The organism is Acinetobacter terrestris (assembly GCF_004331155.1).
Lineage (GTDB): Bacteria > Pseudomonadota > Gammaproteobacteria > Pseudomonadales > Moraxellaceae > Acinetobacter > Acinetobacter terrestris.
Genome location: NZ_SJNZ01000015.1, coordinates 24,765 through 49,740 on the forward strand (window position 1 = coordinate 24,765; position 24,976 = coordinate 49,740).

The following is a 24,976-nucleotide window of genomic DNA, read 5'->3' on the forward strand; positions in this document are numbered from 1 at the left end:
GTTGGACACCAACTTAGGTGATAATGTATTCACCAAAGAGGTGCTCAATGAGAACAAGACGAACATTCACTCCAGAATTCAAACTAGAAGCAGCAAGCCTTGTACTTAATCAAGGCTATTCAATTACACAAGCTTGTCGTGCTTTAGATATTGGACAAACAGCATTAAAACGTTAGGTTGATCAACTCCAATTTGAACGAACAGGCCAATCTCCAACAACGCCTGCTTTAACGGCTGAACAAAGAGAAATACAACAACTTAAGACTCGTATTCATCAACTCGAGCAGGAGAAGATGATTCTAAAAAAGGCTACAGCTCTCTTAATGTCAGACGAATTCAAACATATGCGTTGATTGATCAATTAAGAAAGCGAAGCCCTGTTAAAGTACTCTGTCGTGCATTTGGTATACTTCGTTCAAGCTACTATGATTATCGTGCAACACGTAAAAGCCGAAGTTCAGATCGTACTAAGCTTAATGCCATGATCCATAGCCTATTTAAGCAAAGTCGTTGTTCCCTCGGTAGTCGTGGTATGCGGTACATGCTGTTGAATCAAGGGATTAAGATTGGGCGCTATTTGGTACGTAAGCTGATGCGTGAATCAGGTCTTATTTCCAAACAGCGAAAGAAGCATCGATATCAAAACACTGTGGATGAAACTATTCTTGTACCAAATACTTTGAATAGACAATTTAAACCTGCTTACCCCAACCATGTTTGGAGCAGTGATATCACATATATTTGGACAGGTAAGACTTGGGCTTATCTTGCGGTTGTGCTTGATCTGTATGCTCGTCGAGTGATTGGTTGGTCTATGTCGGCACAAGCAAATCAGCATTTAGTGCTTAAGGCATTAGATGAAGCATGGCATCGTAGAGGTAAACCAGCTGGAGTTATATTTCACTCCGACCAAGGCAGCCAATATAAAAGCCTCCTAGTTCGGCAGAGATTGAAAAGTTACGCCATACAACAAAGTATGAGTCGCAAAGGTCTTGCGCAGTATACTGCTCATGGGATAATGCTCCAACAGAACGACTATTTAGAAGTCTCAAGACTGAGTGGATTCCTAAACTAGGTTATCATTCAATTGAGGAAGCAAAACTAGATATAGGGCTGTATCTGATGGAATACTACAATCGGATACGACCACATCAATTTAATAATGGTATCAGCCCTTTTGCAGCTGAACAAAAACTTAAAACTGTGTCCAATATTTGTTGACCACTACAGACTGCCATCACACTCAATAATTAAATTTGCTTAACCCTCACCCCAGCCCTCTCCCATAGGGAGAGGTACTTTTAGCCACCCATCAACCAGAAATCCGTTTTTTAACAGCTTAAAACCTTATTTTTTAGATAAGCTTTATCAGACTAAATGATTATATAATACGAAATATTTATTCTTCTCCCCTATACATGCTCGTTGGTGTTTCAATGAAAAAATTAATGAACGGTGCTGAAAACATCGTTGTCGAAATGTGTAAAGGTTTTGTCCTGGCACACCCTGAACTCGCATTCAATGAATCATCTAAAATTATTTCACGTAAAGAAAAACACCAAAACGTGGCTTTAATCAGTGGCGGTGGTAGCGGTCATGAACCAGCACATGCTGGCTTTGTGGGACAAGGCATGCTGGATGCTGCGGTTTGCGGCGATGTATTTGCTTCCCCTTCTCAAATTCAAGTCTATAAAGCTTTGCAGCAAGTTGCTTCTGACAAAGGCGTACTGATGATTATTAAAAACTATTCTGGTGATATGATGAATTTCCAGAATGGCGCTGCGCTTGCTGTCGATGATGGCATTCAAGTGGATTACGTCAAAGTTGCCGATGATATTGCAGTCAAAGACAGCTTATACACTGTAGGCCGTCGTGGTGTTGCCGGTACGGTATTTGTCCATAAAATCGCTGGTGCAGCCGCATCAAAAGGCTATGACTTAGTGCGCGTCAAAGAAATCGCACAAAAAGCTGCGAACAATGTCACCAGCTTAGGCTTTGCCTTTAACTCATGTACCGTGCCTGCCAAAGGAACCCCCACCTTTACCTTGGCTGATGATGAAATGGAATATGGCGTGGGCATTCACGGTGAACCAGGTATTCGCCGTGAAAAAATCCTGTCATCGAATGAATTAGCGCAGCGCATTGTCGATGACCTGTTCCTCGATCGTCCTGATTTAAGCGAAGTTGCAGTGCTCATTAATGGTTTTGGTGCAACCCCAACACAAGAACTGTATCTGTTCAACCAAGACGTGTGCCAACAGTTAGTGAAAAAAGGAATTCAAATTTACCGTACCTTTGTCGGTAACTATATGACCAGTATCGATATGGCGGGTGCATCCGTTTCGTTACTTGCTTTGGACGATGAACTGAAAAGCTATTTAGATGCACCTGCCAACACCCCTGCTTTTAAAATGGATGGTTCGGCCACCCTTCCCATTGAATTTGCAAGAGACAATTCAAAGGTGGAAGGTACATTAAATGTAGATATTGAAACACATGCAGAACATGCCGAAATTGTGAATGAACAATTTACGATTGAAAATATGCGCTATGTAATCGATGTGATGAGTGCATGCATCATTAAAAATGAAGTGCCATTTTGTGAACTCGATGCCCATGCAGGTGATGGCGACTTTGGGATGAGTGTGGCCAAAGGCTTTAAACAGCTTAAACGTCAATGGGACGCGCTTGTGCAATATCAACACATGGATGAATTCTTGTTGAACTGCTCAATCATCATTATGGAACATTGTGGTGGTGCTTCAGGCCCGATTTGGGGTTCAGCTTTCCGTGCCGCTAGTAAGTCAATTAAAGACAAAGCAACTCTATCCGTTGCCGACTTTGCCACAATGCTGCAAGACGCAGTGAAAGGTATTCAAATTACAGGTGAGCGTTCATTTGGGCGAGGTGCTGTGGTTGGCGATAAGACATTAATCGATGCATTGGTTCCTTGTGCCGATGCATGGTCAACAAACACAGATAAAAAATTTAAAGAAAACTTTGTATTAGGCGCACAGGCTGCTGTTCAAGGTGCGGAATCGACCAAAGACATCGTTGCACGCATGGGTCGTGCAGGCACAGTCGGTGACCGAAGCTTAGGTTACCCTGATGCAGGGGCGCATGGTTTAGGTGTGATCTTTAGCGATATTGCGGAACATATTAAGTAGTCACTATAAGATAATATCCAAAAAGCATCGGATTAATTCGGTGCTTTTTTATTCCAAAATAATGCCCTATGCTCGAATTCTAAGCCTTTATTTATAATCTGTAGATCCATCGTCACACTCAAGGTTCAAATTCATAGCAAGATAATAAAATCCACAATGAAATTTAACAAAGGGTTCTGCCGACAAAATGCTAAACCTAAAATTTGATGACGGCGATTGCTTTAAAACCTAATGCAAGAAAGACCTAGAAGGATTTTTTAATTTTAAATAACTATTTAGAAATCAGCTAAAGAACACCTTATAAACCCGAATATCTCTATCGATGAACTCAAACAACATTCCCAATCAATAAATCGGTGAAGGGGTATGATTCACCAATTCCAGATAATTTCGGACCTGATTTCTGCCCTGCCGTTTAGCCAGATATAAAGCCCGATCAGCTAGACGAATGGTCTGTTCTTTATTTAAAGTGCTTTGAGAAAGTGCTACCCCAAAACTTGCACTCATTTTCAAAATCTCTTTTGTTTCTAACTGAATTTCTTCCTGCTCAATTATTTTACGACAACGTTCTGCAATCTCGATCGCTTGCTGTAAATTTTGTTCTTTTAAAATCAGGATAAACTCTTCGCCACCAAAACGCCCAACGATATCCTGTTCCCGTGTCGTGGCAGACAAAATTGCTGCAACCCGTTGCAAAACGATATCTCCAACTTCATGACCATATTGGTCATTGATGAGTTTAAAATGATCCAGATCCAGTAAAATGACCGCATAAGCGGTTTTTTTCTTGCGTTCTAAAGCGCTGAGTTGTTCGCCAATATAACGGCGGTTAAATACGTTGGTCAGGACATCGGTTTGGCTCATTCTTTTAATGTTTCTTTCACGTCGACGCCATTGCGAAAGTAAAATTTCAAAAAACAAAATCGAAACCAGCAAGATCGGCAGATAGACTTCCGCCATACTTCCGATCCAGAATTCATTATGATAAAACTCACCATTTGTCAGTGCGTCACTAAACAAAGGCGCATAACGAATCACCCCGTTAAAAGTTAAGTAACTAATAACGATGGTAAAAATAAGAGCGGGAATCGCAATACTATAAATAATTTTTCGTGAATAAAAGACCAGACCAATCAGGACGATATTAACAAAACCGGCAATAGTCGCAGGACTATAAATCCCGATGGTATAGCCCGCATAAATCATGGCACCACCAAAAAACATCGGTGAAAAATAAGAAATAAATTTACGGAACTTTCTATTTCTTTTATATCTGAAGCTAACCGCAATCATGACGACAAAAATGGTTAAAGTCACCAATACACTGCCAATACGGATCAAGAAAAAGTCAGGATTAATCCAGACTCTATCCTCTTCCGAGAAATAACTGAACAGATACCATTTAATCGCACTGACTTGACATAACGCGCCAAAAATCAGGAGTAAAACCCCTTTATCAAAATTAGGCCAGTTAATAATTAAATTATCTGATTCATGGATATGAAACCTAAATCTGCCCCAATAATGCAAAACCAGTGCATATATTTTTTTAAACAAGTTCATAGACTTAATTACTATATTTATAATTTCTAAGTTTTTTATTGCCTTATATTTATAGCACAAAAATCAAACAATTGAGATTTATATTCGCTGAATAAACAGTATTCCATCCAAATGATCGACTTCATGTTGCACAATCCTTGCAGGAAAACCTGTATAGATCGTTTCCACTTGTTCACCTTGCAGTGTTAAATAACGCACTTTAATCGTTTCCGCCCTAGCCACTTGTCCACGCTCATCGGGAACACTTAAACAGCCCTCTTCACCCAGAACAGTTGCTTCAGATTTTTCTAAAATTTCAGGGTTGACCATCACCACTGTATCCATTTCAGGCGCATCGGGATAACGCAGGTTAGGACGTGAAGCGACAATAATCACCCGTTTAGAAACATAAACCTGAGGGGCAGCAATACCTACACCATTACGTTCCGTCATGGTGTCATGCATGGCTTCAACAAGTTGATTTAACCATTCACTGTTCAGCTCAGATTTGGCCACTTCAGCCGCGGCTAAGGTCAAAATAGTTTCGCCATGCTGGGCTACAGCTAAAATAGTACTCATAAGTTCTTCCCAGGTTTGGATATCTTGGATATAAAGTTAAATCTATTTTTTTAATCACAAATGTTTTAAATCACAAATTCTGCATAAATTTTAACGCTAAAAAACAGATCTATCCTATGCAATTTTAATCTTTGTATTTCACCTTTCCTGCAAATTGGGACTAGTGACCCTTAAGCCAATCTTTTAAGCCCATTTTAATTTTACCTGGTTATAATCAGCTTAAATCCTTTATAAATATAAAATAATGACCACAGCCCAACTCCTTCTTGGTGTTCTTTTTAGTTCCATAGGCTTAGGCTATTTCCTGTATGGAAAAAAGCAGAAAGTTACTGTGCCCTTGCTGTGTGGCTTGGTCCTGATGATCTTTCCCTATTTTGTGGAAAATACCGCGATGCTCACAACAATTGGCATCATTTTGTCTCTTTTACCTTACTTTGTAAGGCTCTAATATCCACACGGATCACGCGTGCTTATTCATAAATTTAAGTTGTTGCACTCAAAAGAAAGATTAATTTTTTATATAGATAGCAATTGATTAAAATCAAAACTTTACCACTATTTGTACATGCGATGACCAATACAACCAGCACGGAAGCGCCTGCACGTCTAAGCAGTGAAGATAAACGCACCCTTGGGCTTTCCTCTCTCGGTGGTGCACTCGAATTCTATGACTTTGTCATTTATGTCTTTTATGCCAAAATCATTTCTGAACTGTTTTTCCCAACTGGCTTAAGTCCCTTTTGGGCGATGCTGAACACCTACGGTATTTTTGCCGCAGGTTACTTCTTCCGCCCACTCGGTGGCGTGGTCATGGCACATTTTGGTGACATGATTGGACGTAAACGTTTATTCAGCCTGTCCATTTTACTGATGGCGCTGCCGACCTTAATGATTGGTGTGATGCCGACCTTTGAAAGCATTGGTTATGCCGCACCATTATTGTTATTGCTGATGCGCGTAGTCCAAGGTATTGCCATTGGTGGAGAAATTCCTGCGGCCTGGACTTTCGTTTCTGAGCATGTGCCCGCGAAGAAAATTGGTTTTGCCAACGGCTTGCTCACCGCAGGTCTATCTTTAGGGATATTGCTCGGTGCATTGATGTCCTTGTTTATTTCCATCAAATTTTCAGAAACAGAAATTCATGACTGGGCGTGGCGCGTTCCCTTTATTGCCGGTGGTATTTTTGGTTTAGTCGCCCTGTATTTGCGTAGCTATTTAAAAGAAACCCCTGTATTTAAGGCAATGCAGGCCCGTAAAGAACTGTCTAAAGAAATGCCGGTAAAACAGGTTTTAGCAGAACATAAAATGGCTGTCGTGATTGGGATGTTATTTACCTGGTTCCTGACTGGCTGTGTGGTGGTACTGATTTTAGCGATGCCAAACCTGTTGGTGGGTGCTTTTGGTTTTGAACGTGCCGATGCCTTTAAAATGCAAAGTGCCGCAATTGTCATGCAAATGCTGGGTTGTATTCTGGCAGGACTTCTCGCTGACCGTTTTGGCGCAGGCAAAGTGATTTTATTCGGCTCGCTTGCTGTCGCGATCATTGCAGGCGTTTTTTATAACAGCTTAGGACATGTCGCTCCATCCACCGTGTTCATGCTGTACATGTTGCTTGGATTATTTTCAGGGACGGTAGGCATGGTGTCTTACAGTATGGTGAAAATGTTCCCAGCGCAAATCCGCTTCTCGGGCATTTCATTTTCCTATAATGTTGCCTATGCCATAGCCGGCGGTATTACTTTGCCCTTAGTGCAATGGTTAAGCTTATATAGCAATATTGGTGCAATGTATTACATTTGGGTGGTGTGCTTGGTCTCGTTCTTTACTGCGATGCTGTATAGAGCCAAATTTGAAAAACAGGATTTAGCAGTATCTGCAATTTCTACAGCGCAGAACAGCATAAAAGATTAATCATTCATAAAAAAAGCCCTTTACTCAAAGGGCTTTTTATCATCATCAAGCAGAGAGGTTTTTCTTTAATTCATCTTCAACAATCTGGATTTCCACATCACTGAATTTACGAATTTCCCCTTCAGCATGCTTTTCTAGCATACCCGCAACCAACGGGACCTTAATCTGAACCTGCCAATTTAAGGTGATATGAATTTGCTTATCATCCCCTGTCACGAAACGTTCACAGTTCGCTTGCAAAGGCAGATTTGCACCTAATTCTATGGTCGAAGTTAAAGCTTCTAAATTGGTGATATCGGTACGTTTTAAACGAAATGCATCTTTAAGCAGTTTTTTGGCAATATCCGGAATTTTTACATCCAAATTATAGGCACGGCGTAAAGTATAGGTATTGCCCTGAATTTTAGATTCAATAATTTCTAATTTTTCACCGGGTATACGTCTACACACGGCTTCGTGCAAAGCTGTATTTGATGCAATTCGTTTAAATTCATCAATCGAAACTCCCTGAATTGTAGAATTTACAGTAAAACGATGTGCCATCTCTCTATCCTTTATTTTTTTATTGGTGGTTTTGAATACTTATAAACCATTCGATGATCACTAATCTAGTGCATTTGGTCGCTGTTTATTTAATTGAATTTTAGTGAAGCTGTCATTGACCGCATAGAGCGAACTATTGATCATATACGCCACAGCGTATTTCAATTTTCTCGCAGCAGGAAATACTGAGGAAATGGTTTCTATATTCAATGATTGCATAGAATTGTTCAGCACCATCATCCAAGCCTGTCGCTGTCCATATGCTGCCTTTGGGAAAATCATTTAGCCACTCGGCTTTATAAAAATCTGAGACTGAATCGAAGTTGATATAGTCTTCAGGCGCAGCTTGAATCCGTGATGCCATTTCATCAAATTGCTTTAATTGATGTTGAACGAAATCAATCAGCATAGCAATCAATCCAAGTGCGCTATAAAATATCTTTATACACCCTTAAAATGCGTGATTGCCTGTTTCTTTTTCACTTGTTCCCACTGCCACCAGCCAAAAGCAGCCAGACCGACAAAAGCGGCATACAAACCTGCAGTCAGAAATAAATCTTTATAAATAAACATGCCCACATAAATGATATCGACAAAAACCCACAAGATCCAAGTCGCAATATGTTTACGGCTCGTCCAATAGGTGGCCAGTAAACTGAAAGCCGCCAATTGTGAATCCAGCATCGGCACGGCCGCATCGGTAAAATGTTTTAAAGTTAAACCGAAAATCAAACCGCCCACTGCTGCAAGTAGCATCTGGAAAATCACGATTTTACTGGCAATCGGTTCAATCCGGATTTCATGATCTTGCTGTTTGCCCTTCAGCCAGTGATAGAAACCATAAAAGTTCACCCCCATAAAAAAGAACTGCAAGATGGTTTCTCCATACAGCTTAAATTCATAAAATAAATAAGCATATAAAACAAAGGCTGCGAAGTTAAACCACCAACACCACATATTTCGTTTAATGGTCAATGTCACCCCAATAAGACTGATAATGACCGCAACAATTTCTAAAGGTGACATAGCAATAAACAGGTAGGTAAACAGTGCTGCTATTATGGAAAAAATAGCGCTGAACGCAAGATAAATTATATCAATTCAGTCCCTCAATCTGACGGATGCCACAACTTTTTAGAACTATGATCTGTCACTTCAATACAAATTAAAAAGTAGCCTGCCCAGATTTGACAGTTTTCTAACGCTCGTTTAGAAGTATAAAAATTAATTACGCCAGGAGAGTAAAAATGTCACAACAACAAGGAAAAGTCAGCCGGGAAATCCGTGGGTCGCTGTTGTTGATTGGACTCGACCGGGCGACAAAAAGAAATGCCTTTGATAGCCATCTGATTCATGACTTATCACTGGCCTTAACCGAATATGAAGACCATCCAGAATTACGCTGTGCTGTGATCTTCGCTCATGGCGATCACTTTACTGCAGGCCTGGATCTGGTTGAGTTACAACCCAAATTGAGCAGTGGCATATTTAGCTACGATGAACATCAGATCAATCCATGGGGAACCAGCGGACGTCAGCGAAAAAAGCCGGTCATTGTTGCGGTACAGGGCTTTTGCTATACCGCAGGTATCGAGTTGATGCTGAATGCCGATATCGTAATTGCACAGGACAATAGCCAGTTTGCACAAATGGAAGTTCAGCGCGGTATTTTACCTTTTGGTGGTGCAACGGTGCGTTTTGTACAGGCGGCGGGCTGGTCTAAAGCCATGCGCTACTTACTCACTGGAGATACCTTCGATGCACAAACGGCACTCGACTTAAACCTGATCAATGAAATCACCCGTGAAGCACCACTTAACCGAGCGATTGAACTGGCGGAGCGTATTGCACAAGCCGCGCCACTCGCGGTACAGGCCACGCTTGCCTCTGCCAAAGAAGCCGCTGAACATGGGGCAGAAACCGCATTTTCCAATTTACAACAACACCTCAGCCCACTGTTAAATACTCAAGATGTACAGGAGGGTGTCATGGCAATGCTGCAACGGCGTGCACCCGAATTTAAAGGTCAATGATTTAAAAACCAATAACTTAAAAACTAATAATTTAAAATTAGTCATCTAAAAGTGAAGCGTCTAAATCCAGTAAAAACTGGTATTTTTAACCCTGTATTTTGAAAAGAGTGATGAACGCGCGCACTGTTTTTAAGACATGTAGTCAAATTTTGTTAAGTCGGGATTCTTTCGATTAAAGCAGTGTATTAATCGAACAATATTTTAATACATTCAAGCTATTTTCCGTATTCGGAAATGGCGTTCTATTCCCTATTTAAAATTCAATTTACAGAAAATGAAGCTAAAATTTTAGCCAAGAATTGCTAGCCGATTTTGAAGGAGTGATTTTAATGGATCACCTGAATGAAGACCTGCTCTATCCTGATCAGGTGAAGTAACGCATTCTAAGACAACTGCATACTGCCAGAGATATATAGCATTTTATCCTTTAGCTAAAAATATGTGGTACTCAAGTGCATCATTTTGATCAAGCATGACTATGCAAATCTTTCATTTCAAATTTATGCTCTTCCCCGAAACGGTCGACATGGGTATAAAACACCCCGTAACGTCCTACATAATATTCCAAAGACTGATCATAGAAGGTCCAGTAAATAGACCATTCACCTAAATCCAGCTTTCGAATCTGGGTCTGGGTTTTGGCTGGCATTTTTCTTAATACATCTTCTTGAACCACAATCGCCTGACTCAAATTTCGTTCAGTCAATTCGCGCTCAAAAAATATTTGGCACACCCCATCAAATAATTGCTGTTCATATTCCTCTACTTCATCGATACGTGCTTCATAGTTTGACAATGGCTTGGTGGATATAGCGGCAGTTTTATCCATATCGGCTAACTGCTTGATTTTGAATTGCTGATAATGTTGATTAATATAAAATTTTAAAAATATTTTCCAAAGCCCAATGCACCCCAAGAAAAGACACAACCACACAAGTATTTTTATCATAGCGTCACTCTCACGAGTAAATAGTTGTTATTTTTATATTTATAAAACAATTTGAATAAAATTCATACAATTTTTAAAATATTATGTGTTTAAAGTTAAAGTCTATTTTGAGTTTTATTCAGTCTTTTTAGTTTTCAGCGCTAAGCTCGAAGGGCTTGATACTGGTCCCGACCGGCACCTTTAGCGGCATAAAGCTGAACATCGGCAGCCTTCATCAGTTCATGAATATCAGCATAGGGATGATTTCGATCCATCCACGCCACTCCCATACTTAAGGTCACATATTGTTTTTGGTCGGGTCTATTTACATGTTCCAGTTGTGCCTGTCTGACTGCATTTAGCACCTGCTGCAATACCTTTAACACCACTTCACTGGGAACATTATGCAGAATGACTGCAAACTCTTCCCCGCCATAGCGGGCCACATAAGCTGAAGGTGGCAAGGCCTGTTGTATAATCTTGACTAAGTCTTGCAAAATCACGTCACCTTTCAAGTGACCGTAGTAATCATTATAATTTTTAAAATAATCTACATCTAACATGGCAAATGCCAAAGTACTATTGCTGTGATTTTTTGTCAGGGTAAATAAACGCTGAATTTCATCATTTAATGCACGGCGGTTAAATGCCCCGGTCAGTGCATCCACTTGAATCTGGTGTTCTAACTGTTCATTTAACTGATGTAATTGCGAAGTACGCTCTTGTACTTTTTGATCTAAGGAACTATTTAATTCGAGTAAATTATTATTAAGCTGCTCAACATGATGAATATGCTGTGCATAATTTTTGGACTGTTGGAACATAATCAGCAAAGCATAAAAGCTGGTTGATATAAAGGACAGGTTAAATGAATCAATGAAATTAAGTGTCAGTAAAAAGTCATGCAGAAAAGTGCTACATAATAAAATCACCGCCCAAAAATTAATGGTCGAATATTGTTCTTTCAATTTCACGGTTAAATAAAAACCATAGGCAAAATTAAACAACACCACGGGGCTAAATAAAAAACTATAAAATGCTAAACGCTCAAAAACTTCTGGTTGAGTAAATAGGGTAAGAATAATATCAACAACAAATATCGACATTGAAATAAAATAAACAATTGGGTGCAAATAACGCCAATTGAGCAAAAACATATAGGTCAGAAAAAAAGCGATGGCAAAATAGGTAAACAGATATTCTAAGCGCAGCCCCCAAATCCAGCTTAAATTTGTAAATGTGGTATAGGCATAAGGTGCAGAAAATAAATTATGCAAAGCAAGGAACACGATAAAAATACCAAAGACAAATACCCTGATACTGCTCCGATCCACTTTTCCCTGAAAAACTGAAAACATCAGGGTAAATATACCAACCCCCAATACTGCGCCACATATTAAGCCAATGCTCATCATTAGCTGCTGAAACTGGCGAGTAACGGTGGTACCGATGCCAATCCGCATCGAATTTTCTAAACCGCCATGCAAATGATTAAAATTGGAAGCTTGAATGCTCAGGGTAAAATATTCTTGTTTTGAGACAAAATAAGCGATTTTAGGTGCATTTTCTGTTCGGTGACTGTTTTTATCTTTTCCCACTTCGCCTAAACGCAAGATGAAGTCGCCATTCAAATACATACGGTAAGCACCATATTGATTGGGAAGAAAAATGGCAATACGGCGTCCAATATATTGTTTTGGTAGTTTAAAATGCCCAATAAATGTGCCGTAGTTTTTATTGGTGCCGGTAAGTTGTTTAAAGGAAATGGGTAAAGTCACCGTTTCAGATTTTAAAACTGAACTGGGTTTGATAATGAATTGTTGAGAATAATACTGCCATGATCCTTTTAAGGGAGCAGTGCGGTTTTCAGTAAACTCAACTTGATTCAGGCCTTCTAGTTGTAAATAATAAGCCTCAGAGGCTAGCTCATATTGTGCCCATGCGTGTTTTTGCCACATGAATATACCTATACATGCGATCAGGAAAATCTTTAAAAAATATATTAAATTATGGATCTTATCCAAAAAGTGAATCACTCTTAAATTATGTTTACCTCTTTCTTAATGTAGCGATAAAAAAATAAAACTCAAATAATTTTTCATGTATTTGCAAGATCTATCCCTGTATCTTGCAGAATATTTTTTGAACAGAGATTAATGAATTTTAATCACGTGTTTTGACGTCAAATAATTCAATTTCAAAAATAAGGTTTGAGTTGGCAGGAATGATTTTGCCCATTTTCCGTTCACCATAAGCCAAATGTGCAGGAACCAACAATTTACGTTTACCGCCCACTTTCATGCCCATAATGCCCTGATCCCAGCCCTTGATCACTCGACCAGTCCCAATCACGGTTTCAAAGTAATTGCCACGGTCAATAGAGGAATCAAACTTGGTTCCATCTTCCAGCCAGCCTGTGTAATGTGTGGTAATCAGCGCACCTTTAACGGCTTCCTTACCTTCGCCTACTTTTAAATCAATAATTTCAAGTTCGTTGATCATGGTTATTTACCTGAGAGGAGCATAAAATTCAAAGCTCAGTATAAACCGGATTGCTCTGTTTTTTTAAGTCTGGGCCATTGATGGGTTAAAAGCTGAGTTCCTGAATATTCTTATCATTGAGTAAATACTGGGTTAATTCTTGATGATTCTTAGCCGATCCCATCAGGATCCAGCTTCCCAAAATCTGTTGATCAATTTTTTTTTGTGAGGAATACACCACTTTTAGCTTGTAACGCTTAAATAGCATTTCGTAGTGATTGGAATCATTTTCATCAAATGGACAGACGATTTCATAATTGCGTTCCTGATTCAGAGATTCGATGCCGCGCTGTACATACATCAGTAAAACCAGCACCGCCAAGACAATAAAAGTGGCCCAAATACTTAAGAGCTCATAGCCAGCACCAACTGCCATGCCGAGTGCAGCTGTCATCCAGATGGTAGTCGCAGTGGTAATTCCAGAAATGCGGTTATCATCTTTCAGGATAACGCCGGCCCCCAGAAAACCCAGCCCTGTCAGGACATTGGCGGCCAGCCGGTCAGGGTTGGCTACGCCTATTTTCAGGGAAATAATGGTAAATAAACACGAACTCAGACTGACCATAATCATGGTACGCAGTCCGGCAGATTTGCTATGATACTCACGCTCTGCACCAATAATCGCGCCGATCACGACAGCCAGCAATAAATCATAAAGTTCATGGTACATTGCCTATCCTTGTATATTTTTCATACTCCAGATATACGCAATTTTTGCAGCAGGATACAAGCCTAAACTTGCATCTCGTTTATATTTACTGTAACTGTTCCCATTCAACCACAACTTGCGCATGATCACCAATCAAGGTCCATTCACCGTCCATGACGTTTAACTGTAACTGCATGGTGCGTTCGCATAATTGTGGCAGTGCAGCTGTGGTTGCTGTAGACAGCTTCCACACTTCCACATTTTTTAAGGTTTTTAATTTGCTGTTGCGCTTGTACCACTCATCTACCGATGAACCATAAGTGACTACTGCGACCTGTTTGCAGCGCGCGCTGGCTTTTTTAACTTTATCTTCATCTGGACTACCCACTTCAATCCATTTGACCAATTGACCAGTTAAGTCTTTTTCCCACAAAGCCGGTTCATCGGTTTCAAATAAATCTTTGGTAAATTCTAAAGCTTCATCAGCAAAACGCGCATAGGCCAAAATGCGTACCATCAAACGCTCAATCGTTTCAGATGGATGTTGCGCCATGGTCAGTTGATAATCAGCATATTGATGATCATCCATATTGGCAATATTCAAATCAGCCTTATAAATCGTTGCTTTAAGCGCCATAAAAGAGTCCTCAAATTTGGCGCCTAGCATACTTGATTTAAAGCCTTTAGAACAGTTTGGCTAAGTTCTTGCATAACGGATACTTAATTCTATTCACCATTAGCTTTTATAGTGCAAAAGCTAAAACAAACCTCTTTGCTGCAAGTGGTATTGGTCATAATTCTGTATATTGGACTTGGTTTGATATTTCATATACCCACCTGATCGGCAACTGTATGGCGGCAATAGTGATTGCACATGGGGAAAAAACATTGACCATGTGCAGGCAAAGCACATACTAAACCCGCCCCCTCCGCAAACGACGCTTCAATCGTTGATTCACCAATATAAAAAAGCCCCCATATGAGGGCTTTGCTTTATGTTCTTTATGTTCTTTATGTTCTTTATGTTCTTTATGTTCTTTATGAGCAGCTGAATCACCTGACCAAACATTTCAGCGTTTGATTATTCTTTTTTAGAATACTCCTGATCTATGCGGCAGTTCATCAGTGCTGTTTCAAAAACTAGCCAGTCTCGCTGATCTTGCACAATGATTTCAATGCGGTTATCAATGCCCTCTTCTGAAGACTGATAGTTAAATTGCTGCGGATTAAAATTAAAGGTTTTCCAACCCTGATTGGTATTAAAAATTCCTTTAATCCGCAGCCAATTCTTTTGTTCACAAAGCACATCCAGTAAAGGATAAAAATCGAATTGCCAGCGTTTGGGTAATTTCCAGCCCGCCACACTATAGCCTTGCGTGGTCTCGACATAGTGATAAGGCAACTGTTTAATTTCAGGCTGACTTTGTCCTGACGGAAATGTTTTTTGAATTTTCAGTAAGGGTTGAATCTTGCGTTCGGTGCCTATATAAGGCTGATCAATTTGTTGAAGGGAAATTTGTTCTTTCCCACTCATCAGCCAGCTTTGTTGATAGGCTTGATATTCAATTTTTAATGCGGCTAAAGCCTGGTCATCAGCAAAATCCATCGTATCTGCATGAGAAACCACAATCATCTGCGCAGCTTTTAACTGGTCGGCATACAGATTTTGCTTGCTCCATTCAGCATCATGTAAACGTGAACCATCCACCACGGTCACCAAAGCACGCATGGCAATACTCTGTTGCCAATGCGGTTCGGTCAGTTGTTCCAGTAATTGCGCGGGATGTCCCAAACCGGTCGGTTCGATAAATAAGCGGTCCGGTTTGGTTTCAGACAATAATCGCGACAAGGCAATTTGCATCGGTAATTGACTGCTACAGCACAGACAGCCGCCTAATAGCTCTTTGACTTGATAGCCCTGGGTTTGCGGTAACATCTGCTGATCTACCCCGATTTGCCCAAACTCGTTCATCAACACTGCCCAAACTTCATTTTCAGGTTTTTGACTGAGCAAATGCTTGAGCAAGGTAGTTTTTCCAGCGCCTAAAAATCCGGAAATGATATGCGTAGGGACAGCTTGCGTGGGAGAAATCAGTTTCAAAACTTACTCGCTATTCATTTGGTAGAAATCAATCAATGCAGTGGTGAGCACAATCCACTTCAAAAATCTGCATATTGCTCCACTTTAATTTCTTCCTTGAGCTATGGCAACGTATTCACATTATTTAAAAAGACCTACACAACGCTTTTATTAAAATTTATTGAGTTAACTCAATTAAATATAAAATTTAAACTCAGTATCAACCATTTATTTTTACTTTATTAAAAGGCCAAATTGAGGAAATACAGCGCCTCATTTGAAAGATTTATTTACATTTAATCTCAAGGCATAAAGGTTTGAGAATGATGATTCAGGCAGGTTCTGTTTATGCTTAGTAAACAATAAACCTTTAAAAAAGCTGATATAGAAATATTCATATACATTTTTTCTTCAGTTTTTAGACCACTTCTTACAGTAAATAAACAGTGAGCGCTTGGTTGTATTTTTCAGGTTAACGGTTCTGTTTCACTTTGTTGCTTGGGTTGCTCCCCCGCCCCAGGCTCTTTAGCATGAGCGCTGTCCATATTTATGTGATGATGAATATGGATCGAATAACTTTTTAAAGAATAAAGGATGCCAAAATGAAATTAACTCAAATATTACTTGCTTCTACTTTTACCCTTGCTGCTGCAACTAGCTTTGCTGCAACTGAAAAACAAACCAAAGAAGAAAAAGTAGTTGTTTCAACTCAGGAACAGCCAGCGAGCAGCGCTGATAGCTCTGCAGATCAAGCAACGACGAATCAACCGGCTTCAGACAAAACTACTGAAGAAAAAACCACCAAAACAACCAAGTCCACCCAATCGACCAAGTGAAATAAATTTTTCTAATAACACGGTAAAACCCAATGCTGAATCATTCACTCCACCTGAGCTCAGCACAGGAATGATTTAGAAATTAAATTAGCAATGAAAGCTGAACTATTTAAATAGTTCAGCTTTTTTCACTTTAACAAAGATGAGTTTGAATGATAGAAAAAAATGATCATTGATTTAAAAAACCGTATAGTTAGACATCTGTATATTTATTATTTTTCAATATCTTAAAATACTCACATCATTTAAGCTGTTTTCTTTTCATTCAACATATCTACTATGGCATAGCTTGTTTAGACCCTCAATTTCACCGTTAATACCCTTAGATGTGAATTGATTGAATGGACATTCGCTATGAGCAACAAAACAAATTACACCACTGAAGTGGCAATCTTGGGTGCAGGCCCTGTTGGTTTAACGATTGCGAACTATTTAAGCAAACAAGGTGTTCAGGTCACTATTATCGAGCAGCTGGATAGTTTGATTGACTACCCGCGCGCCATTGGTATTGATGATGAATCTTTGCGTACCATTCAATCACTTGGTTTGGTCGATCAAGTCTTGCCGCATACGACGCCCAACCATGCAATGCGTTTCTTGACCCCTAAAGGCCGCTGTTTCGCAGACATTCAGCCACTTACCCGTGAATTTGGTTTCTCACGTCGTAATGCATTTATTCAACCTCAGGTCGACAATGTTTTGCTGCAAGGTTTAAAACAATACCAAAAAACTGAAGTGCTTTTTTCACGTCAGCTGAATGAGTTTAGCCAGGATGCAAATGGCGTAACGCTTAAGATTCAAGATAAAAACCAGAAACAAGAAACGGTTCAGGCAAAATATCTAATTGCCTGTGACGGCGGCAACTCAATTGTACGTCGTACTTTAAACATTGCTTTTGATGGTAAAACTGCACCGAATCAATGGATCGTGATTGATATTGAAAATGATCCATTAGCCACACCACACATTTACTTATGCTGTGACCCGGTACGTCCATATGTATCTGCGGCACTTCCGCATGGCATTCGTCGTTTCGAATTCATGGTCATGCCGGGTGAAACTCAGGAAGAGTTAAGCAAACCGGAAAATATCGCAAAATTGCTGTCTAAAGTTTTACCGAATGCTGAAAATATTGATGTGATTCGTCAGCGTGTCTATACGCATAATGCACGTATTGCCGATAAATTCCGGGTCGACCGGATTTTACTGGCTGGTGACGCAGCGCACATCATGCCGGTATGGCAAGGTCAGGGTTATAACAGCGGTATGCGTGATGCCTTCAACCTGGCGTGGAAAGTTGCGCTGGTGGTACAAGGTAAAGCGACTGCAGATTTGTTGGACTCTTACCAAATTGAACGTAAAGACCATGCCAAGGCGATGATTGATCTTTCTGTAATGGCAGGTCATGTGCTTGCGCCACCGAAGAAATGGCAAGGTTTTGTCCGTGACGGTATTGCCTACGCATTGAATTACATCAAGCCGATTAAACAGTATTTGCTGGAAATGCGTTTCAAACCGATGCCGAAGTATAATGATGGTGCATTACTTGCAGATGGTAAAAAAGAATCGCCAGTCGGTAAGATGTTTATCCAGCCGCATGTGAAACTTGAGTCTGGCGAGAAAATTTTACTCGATGATGTGATTGGCAACGACTTTGCGATTATTGCCTGGGGTGTGGATCCACAATGGGGACTCTCAGATGCCACCATGCAAGTCTGGAAAAATTTAGGCGTTAAATTTATTCAGATCATTCCTGAAGTTCAATTTGGCAATCAAAACCGTAAGAAATTTGATGGCGTGATTACCCTTGGCGATATTGGTACCGACATCCGTACCTGGTTTGGTAAAACCTCGGATTCGGTGGTCATTCTACGCCCTGACCGTTTTGTGGCCGCGCTTGCGATTCCACAAACATTGGACCACATCAGCCAACAGCTGTTTAAAAAGCTCCATGTAAAATAATAAACAATCTGAACCCTATTCAGAGGTCTGACCACGCGAAAGCGTGGTCTTTTTTATTCTGCCTTTTTTCCCTGTTCAAATAACATTAAGATTAAGAATTAAGAATTAAGCATTTATTTTTTGAAACCACGGCACATCTTTCATCGAATCCCGGCTTCCAATGAGCTGAATAAACGGCTTAAATTCATCTAAATACGGTAAAATTTTAAAAGAAATTGCAAATACCAACCAATAAGCCAAATACAAATCTGCTGCTGAAATTTTCTCACCCAGTAAGTACGGATTTGCTTGTTGCATGCCATTTTTTAGAAATGCCAATACGCTCTCTTCATGACCAAAAGTCAAGCTGCGTTTTCTTTGTTCAATTTGCTCATCCGATACTCCAAGCCCTTTTAAATCCATATATTCAGTCAAAGGACCATGACAAAAAAACAGCCATTTCAAATATGCGCCACGCTTGGGATCATCCAGTGCCGGAGCCAAACCTTTTTCCATATATTTATCGGCCAGATAGGTAAATATGGCCGCAACTTCAGAAATCACGATACCTTTATCGACCAAACACGGTACTTTTCCCATCGGATTAACCTTTAAATATTCGGCTTGATGCATTTTTTCATAAAGAATATGAATCTGTTCAATCTGGTCTTCAATCTCCAGCTCTTTTAATAATGGAAATAAAGTCATGCCACGAGACTGGGCATTGTTATACAGCTTCATCATTTTTTTTCGACCTATCTTGTTCTTTTAGATTTTAAGTATAAATCTTTTAGATGCGGTATTGATGGTTGTTATGTGAGGCATGAATTGACCACGATGCTTTTACTGAATGAAAAGCATCGTGTAAAAAAGATAATTTTTAAAAGAAGCCCATATAAAATTGTTCTTTCAAGATTTTTAAAATCAGTTCAATCACTTCATTTTTCTGACCTTTACGGTAACTGACGTGCAGGTCAATCATCGGTAAAGGTTCAAGGGTATTTTTGACCACAATTTTATCGCCCAACAATGGAATGACATAAGCAGGCACCAAACTCCAGCCCACGCCCATCCCAACCAAATTGACATTCAATAAAATATTGGTCGATTGCTGTACCACATTGACATTCAATTTGGCTTGCTTAAAAAAGTCGGTAATAATTTTATACAGCTGAGGTGATGCAATTTCATCACTGATAATAAAATCCTGGTTATTAAAACTTTTGATACTGACATGACGCTGCTCGGCAATCGGGGAATCTTTTGGAACAATTAAAGCCAGAGGCTCGCTAAAAATCTGTACATGCTCAAGTTCACTCGACTCATCAATATAACGGGTAAATGCGATATCAATATCGCCTTTCTTTAAAGCCTTGAATTGATCAGCATCGGTCATACTGTGAAAGTTAATTTTAATTTCTGGGAAATGTACCCGGATATTCGGCATGATATAGGGGAAAATTTTCATTTCAGCCACAGGCACAAAACCGATATTCAGCTGGTCTTTGTTCAAATTGGAAATCTGGCGTGCATCCTGAATCGCTTTTTCAGCATGTTCCAAACTGAGCAGTGCCTCTTTTAAAAATGCTTTGCCTTCTTCTGTCAGTTCAACTTTTCGATTCGACCGAACCAGTAATTGCACCCCCACTTCCTGTTCAAGGTCTTTAATCTGCTGGCTTAAAGATGGCTGTACCGTGCACATACGTAGTGCAGCTTTAGTAAAATTCAGCTCTTCTGCCACTGCAACAAAATAGCGTAAATGACGTAATTCCACGGCCGTACCTCTTTATTTTGGTTGTTTAAGTGATGCTGAAACTGTGTATTTATAGACACATAACGTCGCTACAGTAATCACAGCACAGAATAGATAAGTCATTTGATAACCATAATAGGCAATGATCAGACCCAGAATCACTGAACCAATAGCCATGCCTAAATCGAATAAGGTGAAGAAGGTCGAGATGGCATGTCCCATTCGCTGCTTGGGCACAGACTGAATCGCCACAGTTTGAAAGCATGGAAATAATGAGCCGTAGCCGATTCCAATAAATATAGCAGATAGCCAAAGAATCCATTGGTTTGAGACAAAGCTCACCACCACCAAGCCTAAAGCAAAGAAAATAAATGAAGGATAAATGACCGCACTGGCCCCTTTACGGTCATAAATTTTCCCTACCCAAGGCCGTACCACAATCATGGAAATGGCAAAGACAATAAAAAATAAACTGGTATAGGCCAGTAAATCTTTCGATTCACTATAAGCGGTAATGAAGCTCATAATGCTGGAATAGGCAAATGCCGTCAGTAATGCCACAAAGCCAATCGGAACTGCACGCATTTCAATAATGTCATGCAACCCCAACCGTTGTTCTTCTACTTTTTCTGTTAATTTACCGAGTTTATTTTCTTGTATCGGAACCATCAAACAGAAAATAAAGCCCAAACAAATCACGGCAGTCAATATTGCAAACAAGCTGATAAAGTCTGTAAATTGCAGCACGGTTAAGGCAATCAAGGGGCCAAATACCACTGCAAGGTTGGTCGACATGACGAAATAACCCATACCCTCACCCTTGCGATCATCCGGAATAAAATCATTGGCAATCGGTACAGTGACCGTGGTTAATATGCTAAACCAGATCCCGTGCATAAAACGAATCACCAATAAAGCCCACATGCTGTCGGCAAATAAATAACTAAAAGCAAACAGGACAAATAAAAATTCGGATCCGCGAAAGGATATTTTTTTACCTAATTTTTCGACAATGAGTCCAGAAAATGGGCGAACTGCAATTGAAGAGATCAGAAATAATGTCAGTGCCAAACCGGCTTCTTTAACCGTTCCACCTAAATTTTTCATGATATAGATGGGTAAAATAGTCAGGAGCGCATAATAATAAGTAAATAAAAACAGGTTATTGAACAGACACAAAATGAAAGAGCGATTCCATAAGCGCTCGGTGTTCGGGGTAGTCATAATGATCAACTTAAGGGTAGCTATGGCTACTTTTGAACAAGAACAGGTTGCATGAGTAGATGTACCAAACTTTGAATATAGGTTTCATCGGGCATACGATTGAAGAAAATAATTTGATAATGGATCGGCCCATAAAGTGCATCCAGCATCAGCTCAAAAGGATAGTCAGTAATAATTTCATGCCGTTCAATTGCGATTTGAATCAGCTTACGGGTTTGCTCACGGCGCGGTAATAAATACTGTTTAAAAAATTCACCTGCAGCTTCACGATGCTCAGCCATCACCACCAGCAAGGCTCGGCCCACCGGATGATTCAACGCATGTGCTAACTTTAAAAGTTGCTGATTGAGATTTAGTTCCAGACTTTGCTCAAAATCCAGTTCAAATACAGAAGCGGTTTTCGCTTTGAAAGCATCAAAGACCAAATCAGATTTATGCTTCCACCAGCGGTAAATCGTCGATTTCCCGACCCCTGCCCGCGCCGCAATATCTTCTACAGTTAAATGGCTGTAATCATCTTCTTCTAAAGCAGCAGTCACCGCTTTCAAAATACATTGCTTGCGGCGTGAAGTTTTCTCAACTTCTACTTCAGTCATGGCACCACCAAAAACGAAACGATACGTATCGTTTTATATTATGCCGATTTGATGCTGCTGTATAGACCAGAACCCATTTTCATAGCAAAAAAAAGACCGCCTCAAAGCGGTCTTTTTTTATTCAATACCTGATTAGCATTGCGAGGTTTTTTTATAAATACTGCATGATGGATGATGACTTTCTTGCAAACGTGCCACTTTGCGGTGTTCAGCCGCTTCAAAACGGCAGCGTTTCCAGTCATTGTCCAAATTTAACGCGGGGATTTGTTGTGGCTTACCATTTTCATCCACAGCAACCATGGTGAAATAGCAGCTATTGGTATGGCGAATCGTACGCTTTTGAATATTCTGCGCCTCTACACGAATCCCGATCTCCATAGAGGTACGTCCGACATGGTTCACGCTGGCAAGGAAAGTTACCAGTTCACCGACATGAATCGGCTCTTTAAAATTGACTTTATCCACCGATAAAGTCACCACGTAACTACCCGAATAACGGCTGGCACATGCGTATGCGACCTGATCCAACAATTTTAAAATTGTTCCACCGTGAACATTACCTGAAAAGTTTGCCATATCTGGAGTCATTAAAACCGACATGGTTAATTCAGACTGGTCATCTAATGCTGGAGCAATTTGATCTAATGGGGACATCGCGTTCTCTAGACTCTTTGATAGACAATAGTATTAAGTCATTATTATATCGTTTTTCTACGAAATAGAATGTCCAAATCGGCAATAAAGTCATCATTATTATTTATAGTGATTTAAGTATCATTCAAGAAAATATATATCAGTCCATTTAACACGCTGTATCTGCTATCTTTTTAATTTATTGCGGTTTTTATAGAATAATTACTCAAAAAACATGATTACAAAAAATACACTCGCATTCATTTAAAAATATTCCATTTTTAAATAATAAGGTAGTTATGCGAATTAAGACTCAATGCAAATCCATTTGCAGATATTCTTTTTTGAGTATTTACTTTCTTAAGAATCAACTGCTCAAAAATAAAAACAGCCTCATACACGTTAAATAGGACGAAATTAAATAGGATTAAATTAAATATGACTAAGAAACGATTTCACGTAGCATCTCTTTAGAAATATTGCCGTAACTGAGCACATTCTGCTGATCGAGCTGTGTTTCAATACTAAATGTACCGTCCGCATTTTCTGCAACGACAGTAAAAACCAGATGTTCCATAGTGGCCATTTTGACTTTATGCCCGACGCTAATTTTTTCTCTATTCATACTGTTGTTATTCATTTAACCATCCTTACAGAAATATGTTTTCATATCGACTTTAGTGCAATTAAGTTTATTGATTTTTCAACTACTGGTAAACTTAAATCATTGAACAAAAAAGCATTAATACAAAAATAATATAGGATAAAACTTTTAGCCACTTAATTAATTTTATCCAGAAATATCAATTAATTAATTTATCTTTATAATAGAATTCAGCTTAATTCGCTTATTTATCCATCAAAACCAAAATCTATGTGACACTATTGAAAATAGGAACAAAACTTCATTAAACAAAAAATTATGTCTTGTTCTTCACTCATTTCTTCATTGTTACTATTGTTCGTTGTTACTCATTCAATTTTTTATAACTTCAATTAATCCTGCGCACTCAACTGAATTTTGTTTACTGGTGAATAGTGCTTTTGATTAAATACTGTTGAAATGGCATTTAATTGATTTTTTGCTGCTTTTGCGCCCGCCCGTATGGTCATTTCGCGGCCTTTGACATCAAAAATATGTGCTTTTTCTCTTAAATCAGGCTGAATCACAACATCGGCATGTTTCAGTTCTTCTCTGGCTAAATGGTTCTGCATGATATTAATATTCTGGTTAAACAGGCCCCAAACATTGCTGGTTTCGGTATGCACCGGTTGAGCCAGAATATCGACTGCGATCACAATATCTGCGCCCAAATCACGCGCGACATTGACAGGAACCGGACTGACCAGGCCACCATCCACATATTCATCTTCACCAATTTTAGTGGGCACAAACATACTTGGAATAGACACAGAGGCACGCACTGCTTGCCCGGTGTTGCCATAATTAAAGACTACTTTTTTGCCTTCTTTTAATTCTGTCGCCACCACATACATTGGGGTTTTAAGCAATTCCAAAGGTATATTATTCACTTGCTGGTTAACGTAGTTTTCGACTTTTTTACCGTCAAAAAAACCTTTCATATCCAGTTTTACATCACGGACATCATTGGCTTTCATATTTAAAGCAATATCACGCAATTCATTCGCGGTTTTACCGCTGGCATAAATTGAACCCACAATACTACCGGCACTGGTACCGACAATAAAATCAGGATGAATGCCTTGTTGTTCCAATACCTGAATCACACCAATATGCGCATAGCCACGCGCACCACCACTCCCAAGAACCAAAGCGACAATCGGACGATTTTCCTGTTTTTTTAATTTTTTAAAGTCAATGCGGTCGGCATGTACTTGCGCATCTACACTTGGAGATTCAGATAAGCCAGTAGAGCCTACAGTAAGCTTGGAATGAGGAATACTTTGGCATCCCACTACACTTATTACAGCTAAAGCAATAAACCCGAATTTGATATTTATCATGAACTACCCAAAGATGAATAAGCTTATCTTTTAA

24 protein-coding genes and 1 pseudogene are annotated in these 24,976 nt (G+C 39.6%); 7 read left to right on the forward strand and 18 right to left on the reverse strand.

Going from position 1 to position 24,976, the window contains the following annotated elements:
* Positions 1-47 precede the first annotated feature (47 nt).
* Both E0H81_RS09810 and dhaK read left to right on the forward strand, forming a co-directional pair.
* A pseudogene (locus tag E0H81_RS09810) lies at positions 48-1,221 on the forward strand (IS3 family transposase).
* 215 nt (positions 1,222-1,436) lie between these two features.
* On the forward strand, positions 1,437-3,167 hold the full coding sequence (gene dhaK, locus E0H81_RS09815; protein WP_131268544.1) for a dihydroxyacetone kinase subunit DhaK: 1,731 nt from the start codon (positions 1,437-1,439) through the stop codon (positions 3,165-3,167).
* 345 nt (positions 3,168-3,512) lie between these two features.
* Here the strand turns inward: dhaK and E0H81_RS09820 are convergent, their stop codons facing one another.
* Together E0H81_RS09820 and def are read right to left on the reverse strand one after the other, a co-directional pair.
* Positions 3,513-4,730, reverse strand: a complete 1,218-nt coding sequence (locus E0H81_RS09820) for a GGDEF domain-containing protein (RefSeq protein ID WP_131268546.1) — start codon at positions 4,728-4,730, stop codon at positions 3,513-3,515.
* 78 nt (positions 4,731-4,808) lie between these two features.
* Positions 4,809-5,288 (reverse strand): peptide deformylase, encoded by a 480-nt coding sequence (gene def, locus E0H81_RS09825; RefSeq protein WP_131318539.1) that lies wholly within the window; start codon positions 5,286-5,288, stop codon positions 4,809-4,811.
* Positions 5,289-5,532: 244 nt separating this feature from the next.
* Between def and E0H81_RS16220 the strand changes: the two genes are divergently transcribed.
* Positions 5,533-5,736, forward strand: coding sequence for an amino acid transport protein (locus E0H81_RS16220; RefSeq protein WP_131318542.1), 204 nt, complete (start codon positions 5,533-5,535; stop codon positions 5,734-5,736).
* Between the two features lie 122 nt (positions 5,737-5,858).
* On the forward strand, positions 5,859-7,199 hold the full coding sequence (locus E0H81_RS09835; protein ID WP_131318544.1) for an MFS transporter: 1,341 nt from the start codon (positions 5,859-5,861) through the stop codon (positions 7,197-7,199).
* 45 nt (positions 7,200-7,244) lie between these two features.
* On the opposite strand, the gene E0H81_RS09840 is transcribed toward E0H81_RS09835, so the two are convergent.
* The 3 genes from E0H81_RS09840 to pnuC all read right to left on the reverse strand — a co-directional run bounded on the left by E0H81_RS09840 (position 7,245) and on the right by pnuC (position 8,768).
* Positions 7,245-7,742, reverse strand: a complete 498-nt coding sequence (locus E0H81_RS09840; protein ID WP_131268552.1) for a DUF2505 family protein — start codon at positions 7,740-7,742, stop codon at positions 7,245-7,247.
* Between the two features lie 133 nt (positions 7,743-7,875).
* Positions 7,876-8,151 carry a hypothetical protein gene (locus E0H81_RS09845; RefSeq protein ID WP_131268554.1) on the reverse strand — a complete coding sequence of 92 codons (276 nt, stop codon included), beginning with the start codon at positions 8,149-8,151 and terminating at the stop codon, positions 7,876-7,878.
* A gap of 32 nt (positions 8,152-8,183) precedes the next feature.
* Positions 8,184-8,768 carry a nicotinamide riboside transporter PnuC gene (gene pnuC / locus E0H81_RS09850; protein ID WP_131318546.1) on the reverse strand — a complete coding sequence of 195 codons (585 nt, stop codon included), beginning with the start codon at positions 8,766-8,768 and terminating at the stop codon, positions 8,184-8,186.
* Between the two features lie 221 nt (positions 8,769-8,989).
* Between pnuC and E0H81_RS09855 the strand changes: the two genes are divergently transcribed.
* Complete coding sequence (locus tag E0H81_RS09855; RefSeq protein ID WP_131318548.1) at positions 8,990-9,775, forward strand: crotonase/enoyl-CoA hydratase family protein; 786 nt, start codon at positions 8,990-8,992, stop codon at positions 9,773-9,775.
* A gap of 466 nt (positions 9,776-10,241) precedes the next feature.
* On the opposite strand, the gene E0H81_RS09860 is transcribed toward E0H81_RS09855, so the two are convergent.
* The 6 genes from E0H81_RS09860 to E0H81_RS09885 all read right to left on the reverse strand — a co-directional run bounded on the left by E0H81_RS09860 (position 10,242) and on the right by E0H81_RS09885 (position 15,994).
* Entirely contained in the window at positions 10,242-10,604 is a 363-nt protein-coding gene (locus E0H81_RS09860; protein ID WP_378235486.1) for a hypothetical protein, read from the reverse strand.
* A gap of 260 nt (positions 10,605-10,864) precedes the next feature.
* A complete protein-coding gene (locus tag E0H81_RS09865; RefSeq protein ID WP_131318552.1) occupies positions 10,865-12,661 on the reverse strand; it encodes a sensor domain-containing diguanylate cyclase in 1,797 nt (598 codons plus the stop codon).
* Between the two features lie 205 nt (positions 12,662-12,866).
* A complete protein-coding gene (locus E0H81_RS09870) occupies positions 12,867-13,205 on the reverse strand; it encodes an FKBP-type peptidyl-prolyl cis-trans isomerase (RefSeq protein ID WP_092818761.1) in 339 nt (112 codons plus the stop codon).
* An 85-nt stretch (positions 13,206-13,290) separates the two neighbouring features.
* Complete coding sequence (locus E0H81_RS09875; protein ID WP_131318554.1) at positions 13,291-13,914, reverse strand: MgtC/SapB family protein; 624 nt, start codon at positions 13,912-13,914, stop codon at positions 13,291-13,293.
* 85 nt (positions 13,915-13,999) lie between these two features.
* Positions 14,000-14,530 carry a YaeQ family protein gene (locus E0H81_RS09880; protein ID WP_131318556.1) on the reverse strand — a complete coding sequence of 177 codons (531 nt, stop codon included), beginning with the start codon at positions 14,528-14,530 and terminating at the stop codon, positions 14,000-14,002.
* Positions 14,531-14,974: 444 nt separating this feature from the next.
* The gene (locus E0H81_RS09885; RefSeq protein ID WP_131318558.1) at positions 14,975-15,994 is read right to left on the reverse strand and encodes a CobW family GTP-binding protein; all 1,020 of its coding nucleotides are present in this window, start codon (positions 15,992-15,994) and stop codon (positions 14,975-14,977) included.
* 581 nt (positions 15,995-16,575) lie between these two features.
* Between E0H81_RS09885 and E0H81_RS09890 the strand changes: the two genes are divergently transcribed.
* On the forward strand, positions 16,576-16,809 hold the full coding sequence (locus E0H81_RS09890; RefSeq protein WP_131318561.1) for a hypothetical protein: 234 nt from the start codon (positions 16,576-16,578) through the stop codon (positions 16,807-16,809).
* Between the two features lie 354 nt (positions 16,810-17,163).
* Complete coding sequence (locus E0H81_RS09895; RefSeq protein ID WP_131318563.1) at positions 17,164-18,771, forward strand: bifunctional 3-(3-hydroxy-phenyl)propionate/3-hydroxycinnamic acid hydroxylase; 1,608 nt, start codon at positions 17,164-17,166, stop codon at positions 18,769-18,771.
* A gap of 105 nt (positions 18,772-18,876) precedes the next feature.
* Here the strand turns inward: E0H81_RS09895 and E0H81_RS09900 are convergent, their stop codons facing one another.
* The 7 genes from E0H81_RS09900 to E0H81_RS09930 all read right to left on the reverse strand — a co-directional run bounded on the left by E0H81_RS09900 (position 18,877) and on the right by E0H81_RS09930 (position 24,942).
* The gene (locus tag E0H81_RS09900) at positions 18,877-19,491 is read right to left on the reverse strand and encodes a glutathione S-transferase family protein (protein WP_131318622.1); all 615 of its coding nucleotides are present in this window, start codon (positions 19,489-19,491) and stop codon (positions 18,877-18,879) included.
* 139 nt (positions 19,492-19,630) lie between these two features.
* Positions 19,631-20,524: a LysR substrate-binding domain-containing protein gene (locus tag E0H81_RS09905; protein ID WP_131318565.1), complete on the reverse strand. Its 894-nt coding sequence runs from the start codon at positions 20,522-20,524 to the stop codon at positions 19,631-19,633.
* 12 nt (positions 20,525-20,536) lie between these two features.
* On the reverse strand, positions 20,537-21,727 hold the full coding sequence (locus E0H81_RS09910; RefSeq protein ID WP_131318567.1) for an MFS transporter: 1,191 nt from the start codon (positions 21,725-21,727) through the stop codon (positions 20,537-20,539).
* 26 nt (positions 21,728-21,753) lie between these two features.
* Positions 21,754-22,323, reverse strand: coding sequence for a TetR/AcrR family transcriptional regulator (locus tag E0H81_RS09915; RefSeq protein ID WP_131318569.1), 570 nt, complete (start codon positions 22,321-22,323; stop codon positions 21,754-21,756).
* A 132-nt stretch (positions 22,324-22,455) separates the two neighbouring features.
* Positions 22,456-22,977, reverse strand: coding sequence for an acyl-CoA thioesterase (locus E0H81_RS09920; RefSeq protein ID WP_131268580.1), 522 nt, complete (start codon positions 22,975-22,977; stop codon positions 22,456-22,458).
* Positions 22,978-23,398: 421 nt separating this feature from the next.
* Entirely contained in the window at positions 23,399-23,596 is a 198-nt protein-coding gene (locus tag E0H81_RS09925) for a hypothetical protein (protein WP_171458591.1), read from the reverse strand.
* Between the two features lie 356 nt (positions 23,597-23,952).
* Positions 23,953-24,942, reverse strand: a complete 990-nt coding sequence (locus E0H81_RS09930; protein WP_131318571.1) for a patatin-like phospholipase family protein — start codon at positions 24,940-24,942, stop codon at positions 23,953-23,955.
* Positions 24,943-24,976: the final 34 nt, after the last annotated feature.